The organism is Burkholderia sp. CpTa8-5, assembly GCF_017815045.1.
Lineage (GTDB): Bacteria > Pseudomonadota > Gammaproteobacteria > Burkholderiales > Burkholderiaceae > Burkholderia > Burkholderia sola.
On the sequence record NZ_JAGIQD010000012.1, the window covers coordinates 92,242 to 108,303 of the forward strand.

At 68.3% G+C, this 16,062-nt stretch carries 13 protein-coding genes; 3 read left to right on the plus strand and 10 right to left on the minus strand.

Annotated elements, in window-relative coordinates:
• Positions 1-10: 10 nt before the first annotated feature.
• From gshA to J8I35_RS19655, 3 genes are all read right to left on the minus strand, one after another.
• Positions 11-1,300, minus strand: a complete 1,290-nt coding sequence (gene gshA / locus J8I35_RS19645; protein WP_050014757.1) for a glutamate--cysteine ligase — start codon at positions 1,298-1,300, stop codon at positions 11-13.
• A gap of 243 nt (positions 1,301-1,543) precedes the next feature.
• Entirely contained in the window at positions 1,544-3,067 is a 1,524-nt protein-coding gene (locus tag J8I35_RS19650; RefSeq protein WP_050014755.1) for an ammonium transporter, read from the minus strand.
• Between the two features lie 37 nt (positions 3,068-3,104).
• Positions 3,105-3,443: a P-II family nitrogen regulator gene (locus tag J8I35_RS19655; protein WP_006398175.1), complete on the minus strand. Its 339-nt coding sequence runs from the start codon at positions 3,441-3,443 to the stop codon at positions 3,105-3,107.
• 356 nt (positions 3,444-3,799) lie between these two features.
• On the opposite strand from J8I35_RS19655, the gene J8I35_RS19660 reads away from it, so the two are divergent.
• Together J8I35_RS19660 and J8I35_RS19665 are read left to right on the plus strand one after the other, a co-directional pair.
• Complete coding sequence (locus J8I35_RS19660; protein ID WP_006489451.1) at positions 3,800-4,051, plus strand: accessory factor UbiK family protein; 252 nt, start codon at positions 3,800-3,802, stop codon at positions 4,049-4,051.
• Positions 4,052-4,323: 272 nt separating this feature from the next.
• On the plus strand, positions 4,324-5,928 hold the full coding sequence (locus J8I35_RS19665; RefSeq protein ID WP_209926640.1) for a YifB family Mg chelatase-like AAA ATPase: 1,605 nt from the start codon (positions 4,324-4,326) through the stop codon (positions 5,926-5,928).
• A 333-nt stretch (positions 5,929-6,261) separates the two neighbouring features.
• On the opposite strand, the gene J8I35_RS19670 is transcribed toward J8I35_RS19665, so the two are convergent.
• Positions 6,262-6,834, minus strand: coding sequence for a hypothetical protein (locus J8I35_RS19670; protein WP_124556159.1), 573 nt, complete (start codon positions 6,832-6,834; stop codon positions 6,262-6,264).
• A gap of 158 nt (positions 6,835-6,992) precedes the next feature.
• Between J8I35_RS19670 and J8I35_RS19675 the strand changes: the two genes are divergently transcribed.
• Positions 6,993-7,529 (plus strand): TlpA disulfide reductase family protein, encoded by a 537-nt coding sequence (locus tag J8I35_RS19675; protein ID WP_050014745.1) that lies wholly within the window; start codon positions 6,993-6,995, stop codon positions 7,527-7,529.
• Positions 7,530-7,608: 79 nt separating this feature from the next.
• Here the strand turns inward: J8I35_RS19675 and J8I35_RS19680 are convergent, their stop codons facing one another.
• From J8I35_RS19680 to J8I35_RS19705, 6 genes are all read right to left on the minus strand, one after another.
• Positions 7,609-8,961 carry a sigma-54 dependent transcriptional regulator gene (locus J8I35_RS19680; protein ID WP_176016590.1) on the minus strand — a complete coding sequence of 451 codons (1,353 nt, stop codon included), beginning with the start codon at positions 8,959-8,961 and terminating at the stop codon, positions 7,609-7,611.
• A 97-nt stretch (positions 8,962-9,058) separates the two neighbouring features.
• Complete coding sequence (locus J8I35_RS19685) at positions 9,059-11,068, minus strand: ATP-binding protein (protein ID WP_209926642.1); 2,010 nt, start codon at positions 11,066-11,068, stop codon at positions 9,059-9,061.
• 4 nt (positions 11,069-11,072) lie between these two features.
• Complete coding sequence (locus J8I35_RS19690; RefSeq protein WP_209926644.1) at positions 11,073-12,365, minus strand: dicarboxylate/amino acid:cation symporter; 1,293 nt, start codon at positions 12,363-12,365, stop codon at positions 11,073-11,075.
• 356 nt (positions 12,366-12,721) lie between these two features.
• Complete coding sequence (locus tag J8I35_RS19695; protein WP_209926646.1) at positions 12,722-14,416, minus strand: cation acetate symporter; 1,695 nt, start codon at positions 14,414-14,416, stop codon at positions 12,722-12,724.
• 11 nt (positions 14,417-14,427) lie between these two features.
• Positions 14,428-14,733, minus strand: a complete 306-nt coding sequence (locus tag J8I35_RS19700; RefSeq protein ID WP_014895931.1) for a DUF485 domain-containing protein — start codon at positions 14,731-14,733, stop codon at positions 14,428-14,430.
• Between the two features lie 95 nt (positions 14,734-14,828).
• On the minus strand, positions 14,829-16,034 hold the full coding sequence (locus tag J8I35_RS19705) for a CaiB/BaiF CoA-transferase family protein (RefSeq protein ID WP_209926648.1): 1,206 nt from the start codon (positions 16,032-16,034) through the stop codon (positions 14,829-14,831).
• Positions 16,035-16,062: the final 28 nt, after the last annotated feature.

Below are 16,062 nucleotides of genomic sequence, written 5' to 3' on the forward strand. Positions count from 1 at the left end.
CGAAGGTCCGTTACACCTGGATGGCTTCGGGGTCGGTCTTTTCCAGTTCGATCGACGACGCAATCAGCGACAGCCGCGCGACCACGCCATACATGTAGAAACGGTTCGGCGGCGCGGCGCCCGGCTTGGCGCCTGCATCCGGCAGCGCGGTGTGCTCGAAGCCGAGCGGCACGTAATGCATGCCGGGCGCGTTCAGGTTCTGGTCGCGCTCGCGGCCGCCGTGCGTGCGGTAGAAGCCGCCGACCACGTAGCGGTCGATCATGTACACGACCGGCTCGGCCACTTCGTCGCCGACGCGCTCGAACGTGTAGACGCCTTCCTGCACGATCACGTCGCGCACCGCGAGGCCGGCCTTCGATTCGGCCATCTGCGCGCGCTCGGCCTTCGTCATGCGGCCGATCTCGGCCGCGTCGTGCACGGTCATCACGCCGCGGCCCGCGGTGCCCGCGTCGGCCTTCACGACGACGTACGGCTTCTCGCTGATCCCGTATTCGCGATACTTGCGCGCGATCTTCTTCAGCACGCCGTCGATCGCGTCCGCGAGCGCCTGCTCGCCTTCATGCGCCTGCCAGTCGACGCCTTCCACGTGCGCAAAATACGGATTCACCATCCACGGATCGACGCCGACCATCTTCGCGAACTTCTTCGCGACGTCGTCGTAGCACGCGAAGTGCGTCGACTTGCGGCGCACGGCCCAGCCCGCGTGCAGCGGCGGCAGCAGATATTGCTCGTGCAGGTTTTCCAGCACGGCCGGGATGCCGGCCGACAGGTCGTTGTTCAGCAGGATCGAGCACGGATCGAAATTCTTCAGGCCGAGGCGGCGCTGCGAACGCTCGAGCGGTTCGAGCACGATCTTCTGGCCGTCGGCCAGCGTGATCGGCGTCATGTCGGTGATGCCGGGGTCGAGCGAACCGAAGCGCACGTGCAGGCCGGCCTGGCGCATGATCGTCGCGAGCCGCGCGACGTTTTCCAGGTAGAACGCGTTGCGGGTCGGCAGCTCGGGAATCACGAGCAGATTCTTCGCGTCCGGGCAGATCTTCTCGATCGCGGCCATCGCGGCCTGCACGGCGAGCGGCAGCACTTCGGACGGCAGATTGTTGAACGCGCCGGGAAACAGGTTCGCGTCGACGGGCGCCAGCTTGAAGCCGGCATTGCGCAGGTCCACCGAACAATAGAACGGCGGGGTGTGTTCCTGCCATTCGAGCCTGAACCAGCGTTCGATCGCAGGCGTCGCGTCGAGGATCTTCTGCTCGAGTTCGAGCAGCGGACCGTTCAACGCGGTAACGAGGTGGGGAACCATGAATCACTCGCGAGCGGGAGAATGAAGATTGTAGAGCAATTGCCTTGCCCATTTGGGGATTGTTCCCGGCTTCGCAAGGGTTACGAGGAAGTTTTCGGCTATTGACCCGATAGCGTGAAGGGTTATCCGCTACGGCAGTGGGTGACAGGAGAAAAAAAACCCGCCGGGTGGGCGGGTCGAAGTCGCTGCGCTCATTCGGGGCGGGCGCCGTCTGCGCGGCGGCCCGCCATTGATTCGTGTGACTTATTCCACGTGCTCGCCGTGCAGGATCACGTCGAGACCTTCGCGCTCTTCCTCTTCCGTCACGCGCAGGCCGATCGTCAGGTCGATCAGCTTCAGCAGCACGAAGCTCAGCACGCCGCTGTAGACCAGCGTGATCAGCACGCCCTTCGCCTGCAGCAGCAGGCTGCCGTCGAAGCCGCCGATGTCCTTGACCGCGAATACGCCGGTCAGCAGTGCGCCGAGAATCCCGCCGATGCCGTGCACGCCGAACGCGTCGAGCGAATCGTCGTAGCCGAGCTTCGACTTGAGCCACGTCGCCGACCAGAAGCAGATCACGCCCGCCGCGATGCCGATCACGAGCGCACCCGGTACGCCGACGAAGCCGGCTGCCGGCGTGATCGCCACGAGACCCGCGACCGCGCCCGACACGATGCCGAGCACCGACGGCTTGCCCTTGGCGATCCACTCGGCGAACATCCAGCCGAGCGCCGCGCACGCGGTGGCGACTTGCGTCGTCAGCATCGCGAAGCCGGCACGGCCGTCGGCCGCGACCGCGGAACCCGCGTTGAAGCCGAACCAGCCGACCCACAGCATCGAGCCGCCGATCATCGTCAGCACCAGGTTGTGCGGCGCCATCGATTCGCGGCCGTAGCCGACGCGCTTGCCGAGCACGAGGCACGACACGAGGCCCGCGATACCGGCGTTGATGTGCACCACCGTGCCGCCCGCGAAGTCGAGCACGCCGTCGGCCGACAGCCAGCCGGTCGGCTCCCACACCATGTGCGCGATCGGCACATAGACGATCAGCGACCAGAGCGTCATGAACACGAGCATCGCCGAGAACTTCATCCGGTCGGCGAACGCGCCGCAGATCAGCGCCGGCGTGATGATCGCGAACGTCATCTGGTAGACGAAGTAGACCGATTCCGGAATCGTCGACGCGAGGTGGCTGACGGTCAGCGTGGTCGCCTTGTCGCCCTTGATGTAGTTCATGCCGTGCAGGAACACGCGCGACAGGCCGCCGATGAAGCCGTTGCCCGGCGTGAACGCGAGGCTGTAGCCGACCACCGTCCACAGCACCGTGATCACCGCGGTGATCGCGAAGCTCTGCATCACGGTTGCCAGCACGTTCTTCTTGCGGACCATGCCCGCGTAGAACAGCGCGAGGCCGGGGATCGTCATGAACAGCACGAGCGCGGTGGACGTCAGCATCCACGCGGTGTCGCCCGCGCTGATCTTCGACGAATCGACCGAGAACGGGGCGGTGGGCGCAGCCGGGGCGGCCGGCGCGGACGCGGCGGCGGCAGCCGATGCGTCGGTCGCGCCCGAAGCCGGTGCGGCAGCGGCGGTGGCGGATGCGTCGGCGGCCGGCGCCGAAGCGGCCGGGGCTGCGGCAGCCGATGCGTCGGAAGCCGTGGCGGCGGGTGCCGAAGCAGCCGCGGTGGAACCAGCCGCGGCGGACGCCGCGTCGTCCGCGAGCGCGGAACCGACGCCGGCCGCGATCAGCGAGCCGGCCATCAGCAGGGACATCAGAAGTTTGCGCATCTTGGGTTTCCTCTTGTCGCTTGTCTTGTCTGTTCTGTTACAGCGCGTCCGCGCCTGTCTCCCCGGTGCGAATCCGGATCACTTGTTCGATCGGCGTGACGAAGATCTTGCCGTCGCCGATCTTGCCCGTGCGCGCGGCCCGCTCGATCGCTTCCACCGCCTGGTCGACGAGATCGTCGGACACGGCCGCCTCGATCTTCATCTTCGGCAGGAAATCGACCACGTATTCGGCGCCGCGGTACAGCTCGGTATGCCCCTTCTGGCGCCCGAACCCTTTCACCTCCGTCACCGTGATGCCGGAGACGCCAAGCGCCGACAGCGCCTCGCGCGTCTCATCGAGCTTGAACGGCTTGATGATTGCGGTAATGAGTTTCATGAAGTCCTCTCGCTGGGTTGTCCCGTCGAATAGAGTTGGAATGTTGTAACGGACTCTTCTCAGCAACTCGCATGCCATGTTGGCCCGAACACCGTCTCGAAGGGCTCCGGAGCGGGGTCATATCCCGCGGTGTAAGGCGCCGAAGCCCGGCCGAATGGCCAACATCGGCCGGTTTGCTGGCGCGGCGAAAGGATCGTTGCTAGAGTGCACGCACGTCCCGGATCGCCGGGCCATTCACCCATGCGGGCGCCATGCCCGGAATTCGCGCCCCGCGCGCACCATTTCCGGTCATGCGTGCATCATGGGCACGTACGCAACTGAAGATGCACATTTTTTGTGCAAGGAAGGGGAATCACATGAAGCAACCCAGCGACGTTTTCAACGATCTGCAGTCGCGCGTCAGCGATTTGCTGAAAAACTCGCCGGCCAAGGACGTCGAGCGCAACGTGAAGGCCATGCTGTCGCAAGGCTTCTCGAAGCTCGACCTCGTCACGCGCGAGGAATTCGACACCCAGGCACAGGTGCTCGCCCGCACCCGCGTACGGCTCGAGGAACTCGAAAAGCGCGTCGCGGAACTCGAGCAGAAGCTCGCCGCCCCGCAGGCCTGACGCCCTACCCGGCCGCAAGGTCCGGGCGCGGGCCGCGTCGTGCGGCCTGCGCCCGCCACCCGAAGCCGTTCCGCCCCGCTTCGTCGTCCGTCGTTCTTCGCTGCACCCTCCGCTCTTCGTAGTCCATCGCTCTTCGCAGTCCATCGCTGTTCGTCGTTCGCAACACCTCGTTCTTTCCCCGCGCCACGCCGGCAAGCGCGCACCGATTTCTCCGATTCCCGCGGCATGCGGCCCCGAACGGCCGTCGCCGCCTGTCATGCAGGAGCCTCGCCATGTCGCTCGCCGTGGTGCGCAGTCGCGCGCCCGCTTCCGGCCGCGCGCCGGACGTCACCGTCGAAGTCCATCTCGCCAACGGGTTGCCGTCGTTCTCGATCGTCGGGCTGCCCGATCTCGAAGTCCGCGAAAGCCGCGAGCGCGTACGCGCCGCGCTGCAGAACTGCGGATTCGAATTCCCGGTGCGCCGTATCACCGTCAATCTCGCGCCGGCCGACCTGCCGAAGGAATCCGGCCGCTTCGACCTGCCGATCGCGCTCGGCATCCTCGCCGCGAACGGCCAGATCCCGGCCGACGCGCTGGCCGGCCGCGAATTCGCGGGCGAGCTGTCGCTGACCGGCGCGCTGCGGCCGATGCGCGGCGCGTTCGCGATGGCGTGCGGCGCCGCGCGGGACTGGCGGGCGGACGCATGCGGCGCGGGCGTCGTCGGCGGCGCGGGCCTGAATGCCGGCGCACCGCGCGATTCCGTCGCGGCATCGCGTCCGCCCGAGCTGTACCTGCCGCTCGACAGCGCCGCCGAGGCCGCGCTCGTGCCGGGCGTGACCGTATTCGGTGCGCGCGACCTGCCCGCGCTGTGCGCGCACCTCGCCGATGCGCCGGACGGACGGCTCACGCCGGTCGCGACGCCCTGTCTCGACGGCCTGCCGGCGCCCGCCGCGCCCGACCTCGCGGACGTCGTCGGCCAGCGCGGCGCGCGGCGTGCGCTGGAAGTCGCGGCCGCGGGCGGGCATCACATGCTGATGGTCGGCCCACCCGGGGCCGGCAAGTCGATGCTGGCCGCGCGCCTCGCCGGGCTGCTGCCGCCGCTGACCGATGACGAGGCGCTGACCTCGGCCGCGCTGCTGTCCGCGAGCCGGCTCGGCTTCTCGCCTGCGCAGTGGCGCCGCCGGCCGTTCCGTTCGCCGCATCACTCGTCGAGCGCCGCCGCGCTGGTCGGCGGCCGCAATCCGCCGCAGCCGGGCGAAATCACGCTCGCGCACCTCGGCGTACTGTTTCTCGACGAACTGCCGGAATTCGACCGGCACGTGCTGGAAATGCTGCGTGAGCCGCTCGAAGCCGGCCGCATCACGATCTCGCGCGCGGCGCAGCAGGCCGACTTCCCTGCCGCGTGCCAGCTGATCGCCGCGATGAACCCGTGCCCGTGCGGCTGGCACGGCGATCCGTCCGGACGCTGCCGCTGCTCGCCGGACGTGGCCGCGCGCTATCTGCGCAAGCTGTCGGGGCCGCTGCTCGACCGCATCGACATCCAGATCGACCTGCCCGCGCTGTCGCCGGCCGAACTCGCGACCCGCGCGACGGCGCCCGGCGAGCCGAGCGCGGCGGTCGCCGCCCGCGTCGCACAGGCGCGGGCGCTGCAACTCGAGCGGCAGGGCAAGACGAATCACATGCTGAGCGGCCGCGAAACCGACGACCTGTGCCGGCCGACCGACGAGGGCGAGCGGCTGCTGCGCGAGGCCGGCGAGCGCTTCGGCTGGTCGGCGCGCGCGTATTTCCGCGTGCTGAAAGTCGCGCGGACGATCGCCGACCTGGCCGGCGACCCGCTGCCGACGGCCGCGCAGATCGCCGAGGCGATCCGCTACCGGCGTGCGCTGACGGCACTGTGAGTGCGCGAGGAGGACAAAATCAGGCTGTCAAGACTTGACTTATACACAATTCCACTCATCCGGCCCCGGATCGCGGCTCGCCGCGGCCTTTGCCGGACCGAATTCGTATCCTGTTGTTTTAATTGATTTTTCTCAAACGTCGAACGGGCGACCAAACGAGCCGGAAGGCCGTCCGGCGCGGCTTTGCGGGAAATACGCGCGACTTTTCAACAAAGTTATCCACATGCGCTGTGGATAGTCGAAAAACTCTCGCAAAATCCGGCGATTAGCGTCGAAAGCTGCGAATGAACTTTCAGTTGTCACCGCGTGTCTGAGCGCCCTCGCCGGCCACCGTCAATCGAGTTTGAACGAGCCGAAAAACTGGTCGAGCTGCTCCTGCGCGAGCGGCCCGTCGGCGATCACGACGGCCTGGTACGCGTGCCGGCCGCGCGCGGCAAGCCGCGCGACGATCGTCTTGCGCGCGCGATCGCCGCCGGCGGCCGCGCCCGCGATGCGCAGTTCGAGCCCGTTCACCGCGCCGCCGGCGGCGAGCGGCACCGGCACCGACGCCGTCTGCGGCGTGCCTTCGAGGTTGCGCGACAGTCCCGCGCGCAGGAAGTCGAGCGCCGCGCGCCGTGTGTCGTCGCGATCGTCCGGCAACGTCAGCGTGCCGACCGCGAATACCGCGCCGTCGACGTGCGCGGCCTGCATCCGCATCGGCATCGATTTGCCGCCGAGCGCGACCGGCTGCTCCTCGACGGTCGGCTTCGCCGGCAGGTCGATCGTGTAGCCGGCGTCGTTGTGCAGCGTGCGCCAGTCGTACGACGGCGAGCACGCGGCCAGCGCGGCGCTCACGCAGGCGAGCGCGGCGAAGTGCCGCAGCGGGCGAAAAAGGGGGCGCAACGAATCGGTGACGTCCTTCGGCATGGCATGGATCGCGGCAGGCAAAACGGCGATTATCCACCGAACCTGAAACGGGGGATGCGCGGCCGCCGCCGATGCACACGCCGCATTCGCGCTAAAATAAGCGCCGAATTTCGACGTCCTTTGCATCGATCCGCGTCATCGACCCCGAGAGCACCAAGATGAACACCACGCCTCCCGCCCGCCGCAGCACCGGCCCCGTCCGCTACCTCGTCGCGGCCGCCGTCGTCGCGGCGATCGCCGTCGCCGGCTTCTTCGCGTTCAACGGCAAGTCCAGCGTGCCGGACGCGACCTTCACGCTGCTGTCGGGCCAGAAGGTCTCGACCGGCGGCGACCTGAAAGGCAAGGTCTATCTCGTGAACTTCTGGGCGACGAGCTGCGCGACCTGCATGCAGGAAATGCCGCAGATGGTCGATACCTACAATCGCTTCAAGGGTCAGGGGCTCGAATTCGTCGCGGTCGCGATGAACTACGATCCGCCGATGTACGTCGCGAACTACGCGCAGACGCGTCAGTTGCCGTTCAAGGTCGCGCTCGACGACGGCAGCGTCGCGAAGCAGTTCGGCAACGTGCAGCTCACGCCGACGACCTTCGTCGTCGACAAGGACGGCAAGATCCTGAAGCGCTACGTCGGCGCGCCGCAATTCGCGGAACTCGACGCGCTGCTCAAGAAGGCGCTCGACGGCAACGCGGCCTGAGCGCCGCACGACAGGACTCGCAGGGCCGCACGCCGCGCCCTGCTCCGCGAAACGGACCGCACTGCGGTCCGTTTGCTTTTCAGCGCTCGGTTTCGCCTTTCGCCGACAGCCCGTAGCGCTTCATCTTCTCGTACAGCGTCGCCTTGCCCACATGCAGCCGGTCGGCCGTCGCCGCGACCGCGCCGCCCGTCTGGTTCAGCGCCTCGGCGATCACCGCGCGCTCGAACTGCTCGATGCGCTCCTTCAGCGTCTGGTCGTTGTCGGCGTCGTCGCCGGCGCCCGTTTCCGGCGGCATGTCGGCCACGCCGAGCACGAAGCGGTCGGCCGCGTTGCGCAGCTCGCGCACGTTGCCCGGCCAGTCGCGCTGCATCAGGCTCGCGCGCTGCCGGTCGGTGAGCACCGGCGCGGGCCGCCCGTAGCGCACGGCCGCATCGAGCATGAAGTGCTCGAACAGCGGCACGATGTCCTCGCGGCGCTCGGCGAGCGGCGGCAGCGCGATCGTCACGACGTTGAGCCGGTACAGCAGGTCGCGCCGGAACGTGCCGGCCGCGACGAGCTCGCTCATGTCGCCCTTCGCGGCTGCGACCACGCGGCAGTTCACGCGGATCGGCTGGTTCGAGCCGAGCCGCTCGAGCACGCCGTCCTGCAGCACGCGCAAGAGCTTCACCTGCAGCGCGAGCGGCATGCTTTCGATTTCGTCGAGGAACAGCGTGCCGCCGGACGCGTATTCGAGCTTGCCGACGCGCCGCTTCGCGGCGCCGGTAAACGCACCGGGCTCGTAGCCGAACATCTCCGATTCGAACATCGGCTCGGGCAGCGCGCCGCAATTCACCGCAATGAACGGCTTGTCGTGGCGCGGCGACAGCTCGTGCAGGCTGCGCGCGATCAGCTCCTTGCCGGCGCCCGTGTCGCCGTTGATCAGCACCGACGCGTCGGTCGGCGCGACGTTCGCGATCAGCTTGCGCACCTGCTCGATCGCGGGGCTGCGGCCGATGATGCGCGGCGCGACGACGTTCTGTCCAGCCAGCTCGCGCCGCAGCGCGTGGTTCTCGAGCACGAGCTCGCGGCGCTCGAGCGCGCGGCGCACCGTCTCGATCAGGCGCTCGGCCGCGAACGGCTTTTCGATGAAGTCGTACGCGCCGTCGCGCATCGCCTGCACGGCCATCGAGATGTCGCCGTGCCCGGTGACGAGGATCACCGGCACGTCCGGCACGCGCTCGCGGCACTGCGCAAGCACGTCGAGCCCGCTCGCGCCGGGCAGCCGGATGTCGCTGACGATCGCGCCGGCGGTATCCGCGACGATCGCCTTCTCGGCCGCCTCGGCCGATTCGAAGCCGGCGACGTCGAAGCCCGCCAGTTGAAGGCTCTGCACGCTCGCCCGGCGCACGAGCGCATCGTCCTCGATATAGATCACTTGCAGCCGGTTGGCCATCTTGGTCACTTGCTCCTGACAGGCGCAGCGCTCGCGCGCGGCGCTCGTTGATGCCGGTCGTTCGCCGACCGGGTCTGCGGCCTACGGCGGGCTCGCGCTAATGCGAGCCCGCCGGCTCGGACACGGAGTCCGGATGATGCGTGCGGGCGCGACGCAGCGTCAAGACGAACAGCGCGCCGCCCGACGGGGCGTTGCGTGCGGTCAGCGCGCCGCCCGCGTCGCTCGCGATCGACGACGAGATCGCAAGGCCCAGCCCGAGCCCGCGCCCCATTTCCTTGGTCGTGAAGAACGGCTCGAACAGGCGCGGCAGCAGATCGGGCGCGATGCCGGAGCCGTTGTCGCGCACCTCGACCGCGAGCGTCGCGGCCGACACCGCGATCGTCACCTCGATGGCCGGCGCCGCGACGCCGGCGACCGCGTCGAGCGCGTTGCCGAGCAGGTTGATCAGCACCTGTTCGAGGCGCAGGTCCTCGCAGCGCGCGACGAGTTCCGGATAGTCGCGCGCCAGATCGAGCGGCGCGTCCTGCGCGGGCGACACGGTCGCGTCCTGCAGCGTCAGCGTGAGGGCGACGCCGCGCAGGCGTTCGTCGAGCAGCGACAGCACGCTGCGCAGCGCGCGCACGACGAGCGCCTGCTCGTTGCGCGGCTTCGCGCGGCCGACGAACAGCTTCAGCTGGTTCGTGATCTTGCCCATCCGCTCGGTGAGCGCGGCAATCGCCTCGAGATTCTCGCGCGCGGCCGCCAGCTCGCTGCGATCGAGCAGCACGCGCGTGTTGTCCGAGAAGCTGCGCAGCGCCGCGAGCGGCTGGTTCAGTTCATGCGTGATGCCGGCCGCCATCTGGCCGAGCGCGGCGAGCTTGCTCGCCTGGATCAGTTCGTCGTGCGCGGCGCGCAGTTCCTGCTCCGCGCGGATCCGGTCGCCGACTTCCTTCTGCAACTGCTCGTTCGCCTCCGACAGGTCGGCCGTACGCTCCTCGACGCGCCGGTTCAGCTCCGCGTACGCCTGTTGCAGCAGCGCGCGGCCGCGGATCATCTCGCGCACGCGGGCGCGGCGCATCCGCCAGTAGAACGCGAGCAGCGCGACCGACACGAAGCCGAAGCCGGTGACGATCGTCGCGTTGCGCGCATCGGCATCGATCGGCGCGATCGGCGCGAGCGTGACGAGCTGCCAGTCGGGCTCGCCGATCCGCCGCTTGCTGGCAAGAAAGCGCGGCGCGCGCCGGCCGGCGCCCAGGCGCACGATTTCCGCATCGGCGCCGAGCGTCTGCTCGACGCGCAGCGGCAGCGGCGTGACCGGTTGCTGCGCGTACTGGCGCGTTTCGTAGATCGATGCGGCCACAGGCCCCGTGAGCGGGCGCAGCGTGTGGTACTTCCACGCGGGCACCGACGACAGGAACACGACGCCGTGATCGTCCACGACGACGAGCGGCTCGGACGCATCGGCGCCCTGGAACCATTCGAGGTTGAGCTTCACGACGACGACGCCCGCGATCTTGCCGTCGTGCCACACGGGCTGCGAGATGTAGTAGCCGGGATCGCGCGAGATCGTGCCGATCCCGAAGAAGCGGCCGACCCGGCCGTTCATCGCATCGAGGAAATACGGGCGGAAACGGTATTCGATCCCGACGAAGCTGTCGGGCGCACGCCAGTTGCTGGCGGCGACGCACAGGCCGTCCGCGCCGATCACGTAGGTGACGGTCGCGTGCGCGTGTTCGTTGAGGTCTTCGAGATAGCGGTTGACGCGGGCGGTGTAGTCGCCGCGCTTCGGCTCGGCGAGCAGATCCTGTACGTACGGATGGCTGCCGAGCAGATAAGGCAGCGATTCGTAGCGGTCGAGCGTGCTCTTGAGCGCGTTGGTGGTGCGGTCGACGCGCACCGCGGCATTGCGCTGCAGCTCGGCGACGCCGCGCTGCCAGGTGATCGCCCACGTGAGCGCGCACGCCGCAACGAGCGCGGCGGCGAGCACGACGAGGATGAGCAGGCGGCGCGTCACGGTCGAGGCTTCCTGGCGATGCGGATCGCCTATTGTGTCATAGGCCTGCTCGTCGATGCCCCGGCCGCCGCGGGCCGCACGGCCGGCGGGCAGCGCCGCCGCCTGCTCGCTCATCGGGTCAGACGCCGGCCGTCTTCTCGGTCGGCGCGACTTCGCCGCCGCCCTTCAGCGCCTGGCGCAGCTTGTTGCGGTCGAGCTCCTTCTCCCATGCCGACACGACGACGGTCGCCACGCCGTTGCCGACGATGTTGGTCAGCGCACGGCATTCGCTCATGAAGCGGTCGATGCCGAGGATCAGCACCATGCCCGACAGCGGGATCGTCGGCACGACGGCCAGCGTCGCGGCGAGCGTGATGAAGCCCGCGCCGGTCACGCCGCTCGCGCCCTTCGACGTCAGCATCGCGACGGCCAGCAGCGTGAGCTGCTGCATCCACGTCAGTTCGATGTTGGTCGCCTGCGCGATGAACAGCACGGCCATCGTCATGTAGATGTTGGTGCCGTCGAGGTTGAACGAATAGCCGGTCGGCACGACGAGGCCGACGACCGAACGCGAGCAGCCGGCCTTCTCGAGCTTTTCCATCAGCTGCGGCAGCGCGGCTTCCGACGAGCTCGTGCCGAGCACGATCAGCAGCTCTTCCTTGATGTACGACACGAAGCGGATGATCGAGAAGCCGGTGAAGCGCGCGATCGCGCCGAGCACGACCAGCACGAACACGACCGACGTCAGGTAGAACGTGCCGATCAGCTTGAGCAGCGGCACCAGCGAGCCGACGCCGTACTTGCCGATCGTGAACGCCATCGCGCCGAACGCGCCGATCGGGGCCAGCTTCGTGACGATGTGCACGATGCCGAACAGCACGCGCGTGAGGCCGTCGATGAAGTCGGTCACGACCTTGCCGCGCTCGCCGAGGTGCGCGAGCACGCTGCCGAACAGCAGCGCGATCAGCAGGATCTGCAGGATTTCACCCTGCGCGAACGCGTCGACCATCGTGTTCGGGATGATGTGCATCAGGAAGTCGACCGTCGACTGCCCGTGCGCCTTCGCCGCGTACGACGCGACGGCCTTGCCGTCGAGCGTCGCCGGATCGATGTTGAAGCCGACGCCCGGACGCAGGATGTGCGTGGCCGCGAGGCCGAGCAGCAGCGCGAAGGTCGACACGATCTCGAAGTACAGCAGCGCCTTGCCGCCGACGCGGCCCACCTTCTTCATGTCCTCCATGCCGGCGATGCCGGTGACGACCGTACAGAAGATGATCGGACCGATCACCATCTTGATCAGCTTGATGAAGCCGTCGCCGAGCGGCTTCATGTCGGTGGCGATCGACGGGTAGAAGTGGCCGAGGATCACGCCGACGATGATGGCGAAAATCACCTGCACATAGAGCACTTTGTAGAAGGGTTTCTTCTTCACGATGTTTCCTGCTGAAGTAGATGAGCCGTGGAAACGGCGTCACGCGCGCAGGCGAATGTCTCAGGGGAAAGGCATTCGCCCGCGCGGCTGCCGTGCCGCAACAAGCGATGCCTCAGGACATCCGGAGGGGGAGGAAGGCATTGGTCATCGGTTGTCTCCTTGCTTGCTGTAGTAGTTCGGCCGGGGGATGGCCGTGCGCTTTATATCGCAAGGTCGATGCCAGGTTTCCGGAACCCCTCAAGCCGTTGTTTTCATTGTATTTCCCATAATGCGGCAGGCAAGGAAATCCGGGATTCCGGATTTCCGGAAAATATCCGTCCGGCGATCCGGACGGATGCATCGTTTCATCGGATGAATCAATGGTGGACGGCGCGGCTCGCGAGCACGCCCGTCTGCGCATAGAACTCCTGCCGAGCGAACGCGTCGCGCTCGCGGCGTGCGCGTTCGCCGCGATCCGCGAGCGAGCCGACCACGATCCCGACGAACGCGAGCGGCACCGACACCAGCGCCGGGTTGTCGAGGAACACCGGCGCATGCGCATGGTGCAGCACGTCGACCCACACCGACTTCGACAGCACCGTGAGCGCGACCGCCGACACGAGGCCGAGGCCGCCGCCGAGCACCGCGCCGCGCGTGGTCATCCCGCGCCAGAAGATCGACATCGCGAGCACCGGGAAATTGGCGCTCGCGGCCACCGCCGCGACGAGCCCGACCATGAACGCGACGTTCACGTGCTCGAACAGGATCGACAGCGCGATCGCAATGGCCGACAGCCCGATCGTCGCCGCGCGAGAGATGCGCATCTCGCGCCGCTCGTCGGGCTTGCCGCGCGCCCACATCTGCGCATACAGGTCGTGCGAGATCGTCGTCGCGCCGGCGAGCGTCAGCCCCGCGACCACTGCGAGGATCGTCGCGAACGTGACGGCCGCGATGAACCCGTAGAACCAGTTGCCGCCCACCGCCTGCGCGAGCTTCACCGCGACCATGTTCGAGCCGCCGAGCAGGTCGTGCGTCAGGTTGAACGTGCCGTTCGCGCCGAGCCGGAAGAATTCCGGATGCTGCGCGAGCAGCACGATCGCGGAGAAGCCGATCACGAAGGTCAGCAGGTAGAAGTAGCCGATGAAGCCGGTCGCGTAGAGCACCGACTTGCGCGCCTCCCTCGCGTTCGGCACCGTGAAGAAGCGCATCAGGATGTGCGGGAAGCCGGCCGTGCCGAACATCAGCGCGATGCCGAGCGACAGCGCGTTGGCCGGGTCGCGGATCAGCTTGCCGGGCCCCATGATCGACAGCGCGCCCGGATGCACGGCCACCGCGCGGCGGAACATCTCGTCGACGCTGAAGCCGAATTCCCCGAGCGCGAGCAATGCGAGCAGCGTCGCGCCGCACAGCAGCAGCACGGCCTTGATCACCTGCACCCAGGTGGTCGCGGTCATCCCGCCGAAGAACACGTAGACGACCATCAGCACGCCGACGATCAGCTCGGCCGTGCCGTACGACAGCCCGAACAGCAGCTGGATCAGCTTGCCCGCGCCGACCATCTGCACGACCAGGTACAGCACGACGATCGTCAGCGCGTTCGCCGAGGTCAGCAGCCGGATCGGCCGCTGCGCGAAGCGGTACGCGACGACGTCGACGAACGTGAACTTGCCGAGGTTGCGCAGCGGTTCGGCGATCAGGAACATCACGAACGGCCAGCCGACCAGGAAGCCGATCGAGTAGATCAGCCCGTCGAAGCCGAACATGAATACCATGCCGGACAGCCCGAGGAACGACGCAGCCGACATGTAGTCGCCGGCGATCGCGAGCCCGTTCTGCAACCCGGTGATGCCGCCGCCGGCCGTGTAGAAGTCGCGCGTCGAGCGCGTGCGGCGCGCGGCCCAGCGCGTGAGCGCGAGCGTCGCGAACACGAACGCGAAGAACATCCCGATCGCGACGGGGTTCAGCTCGACCTTGTCGGGCATCGGGCCGGCAACGCCGGTCGCATGGGCGGTGGAGGAAACGAGGGAAACGAGGATGGCCAGCGCGCCGGGCGCGCTCGAAATGCATCGCATGTCGGGCTCCGTCACGAACGTTGCAGGATCGCGTCGACGCGGCGGTCGAACGCACGGTTCGCGCGCAGCACGTAGCACGCGGTCAGGCCGATCGCGACCAGGATGATCGCGACGCCCGCGGCGATCCCGACCGTCGTCGTCGCGCCGCGGTACAGCGGCGCGGCGAGCACGTGCGGCGCGAGCGCGACGAGCAGGATGAAGCCGTAGTACGTGGCGATCATCAGCGCCGTCAGCGTGAAGCTGAAGCGGCGCCGGGCCCGCACGAGCTGCTGGTAGTCGCGGCGCGCCGTGACCGATTCGATGACGGAAAGCTCCATGGTGTCTCCATTTCCGGCTCGTCATGGCGAGCGGTGTTGCGTGGCATGGTCGGCGCGCGTCGACTCACCGCCCGCGCCGCGGCGGAACAAGCGATCTACACGACGCGATCCGCCCGCAGCCGCGCGACGTCCTCCGCCGACATCCCGAGCCAGCCGCCGAGCACCGCGTCCGTATCGGCGCCGAGCACCGGCGGCGCACCGCGCACCGGCAGCCGCGCGCCGTCGAAGCGGTACGGCGGCGCGAGCACGTCGACGCCGCCCGCGACCGGATGCGGCTGCCGCGTGACAAGCCCGGCGCGGGTCGCGCGTTCGGACGTCAGCGCTTCGTGCAATCCGAGCACTTCGCCGCACGGAATGCCCGCCTCGGCGAGCGCCGCCAGCAGCGTCGCACGCGAGCGGCGCGCGAGTTCGCCGCGAATCTCGGGCAGCAGGCCGGCACGATTCTCCGAGCGGCCAAGGTTGGTCCTGTAGCGTTCGTCCGCGGCGAGATCGGGCCGCCCGATCGCATCGCAGAAACGCGCGAACTGCGTGTTGTTGCCGACCGTGATCACGAGCGGGCCGTCGGCCGCGTCGAACACGCCGTACGGCACGATCGACGGATGCGCGTTGCCGTAGCGGGGCGGGTCCTCACCCATCAGCAGCGCGTCGAGCCCGTAGTACGCGGTGATCATCAGCCCGCAGTCGAACAGCGCCATCTCGATGCGCCGGCCGCGCCCGGTCGCGTGGCGCTCGTACAACGCGGCGAGGATCGCCTGCGCCGAATACATGCCGGTGAACAGGTCGACCGCCGCGACGCCGAACTTCAGCGGCGGCTGGCCAGCCTCGCCGTTGAGCGCCATCAGCCCGGCCTCGCCCTGCACGACGAGGTCGTAGCCGGGCCGCACGGCCTCCGGGCCCGAGCGGTCGTAGCCGGAGATCGCGCAATGCACGAGCCGCGGATTCAGTTCGGCCAGCGCGTCGTAGCCGAGCCCGAGCTTCTCCGCGCCGCCGCACTTGAAGTTGTGGAGCACCACGTCGGCCTGCGCGGCCAGCTCGCGCGCGATGCGCTGGCCGGCTTCCGTCTGCAGGTCGACGCAGATCGACCGCTTGCTGCGATTCACGCTGTTGAAATAGGTGGTCTCGGTGTCGCCGATCCGCAGCCCCCAGTCGCGCGTATCGTCGCCGCGCGCCGGATGCTCGACCTTGATCACTTCCGCGCCGAAATCGGCGAGCACCATCGCGCACCACGGGCCCGCGAGCACGCGCGAGAAATCGAGCACTTTCACGCCGGCCAGCGGCAGCGCGCGCGTGTCGTTCGTCATCGTCGTCTCCTCCATTCGCGTTTTCCGC

Coding starts and splice junctions, on each gene's coding strand:
- gshA (WP_050014757.1), bottom strand. CDS start 1,300: ATGGTTCCCCACCTCGTTACCGCGTTGAACGGTCCGCTGCTCGAACTC.
- J8I35_RS19650 (WP_050014755.1), bottom strand. CDS start 3,067: ATGCGCAAACTTCTGATGTCCCTGCTGATGGCCGGCTCGCTGATCGCG.
- J8I35_RS19655 (WP_006398175.1), bottom strand. CDS start 3,443: ATGAAACTCATTACCGCAATCATCAAGCCGTTCAAGCTCGATGAGACG.
- J8I35_RS19660 (WP_006489451.1), top strand. CDS start 3,800: ATGAAGCAACCCAGCGACGTTTTCAACGATCTGCAGTCGCGCGTCAGC.
- J8I35_RS19665 (WP_209926640.1), top strand. CDS start 4,324: ATGTCGCTCGCCGTGGTGCGCAGTCGCGCGCCCGCTTCCGGCCGCGCG.
- J8I35_RS19670 (WP_124556159.1), bottom strand. CDS start 6,834: ATGCCGAAGGACGTCACCGATTCGTTGCGCCCCCTTTTTCGCCCGCTG.
- J8I35_RS19675 (WP_050014745.1), top strand. CDS start 6,993: ATGAACACCACGCCTCCCGCCCGCCGCAGCACCGGCCCCGTCCGCTAC.
- J8I35_RS19680 (WP_176016590.1), bottom strand. CDS start 8,961: ATGGCCAACCGGCTGCAAGTGATCTATATCGAGGACGATGCGCTCGTG.
- J8I35_RS19685 (WP_209926642.1), bottom strand. CDS start 11,068: ATGAGCGAGCAGGCGGCGGCGCTGCCCGCCGGCCGTGCGGCCCGCGGC.
- J8I35_RS19695 (WP_209926646.1), bottom strand. CDS start 14,416: ATGCGATGCATTTCGAGCGCGCCCGGCGCGCTGGCCATCCTCGTTTCC.
- J8I35_RS19700 (WP_014895931.1), bottom strand. CDS start 14,733: ATGGAGCTTTCCGTCATCGAATCGGTCACGGCGCGCCGCGACTACCAG.
- J8I35_RS19705 (WP_209926648.1), bottom strand. CDS start 16,034: ATGACGAACGACACGCGCGCGCTGCCGCTGGCCGGCGTGAAAGTGCTC.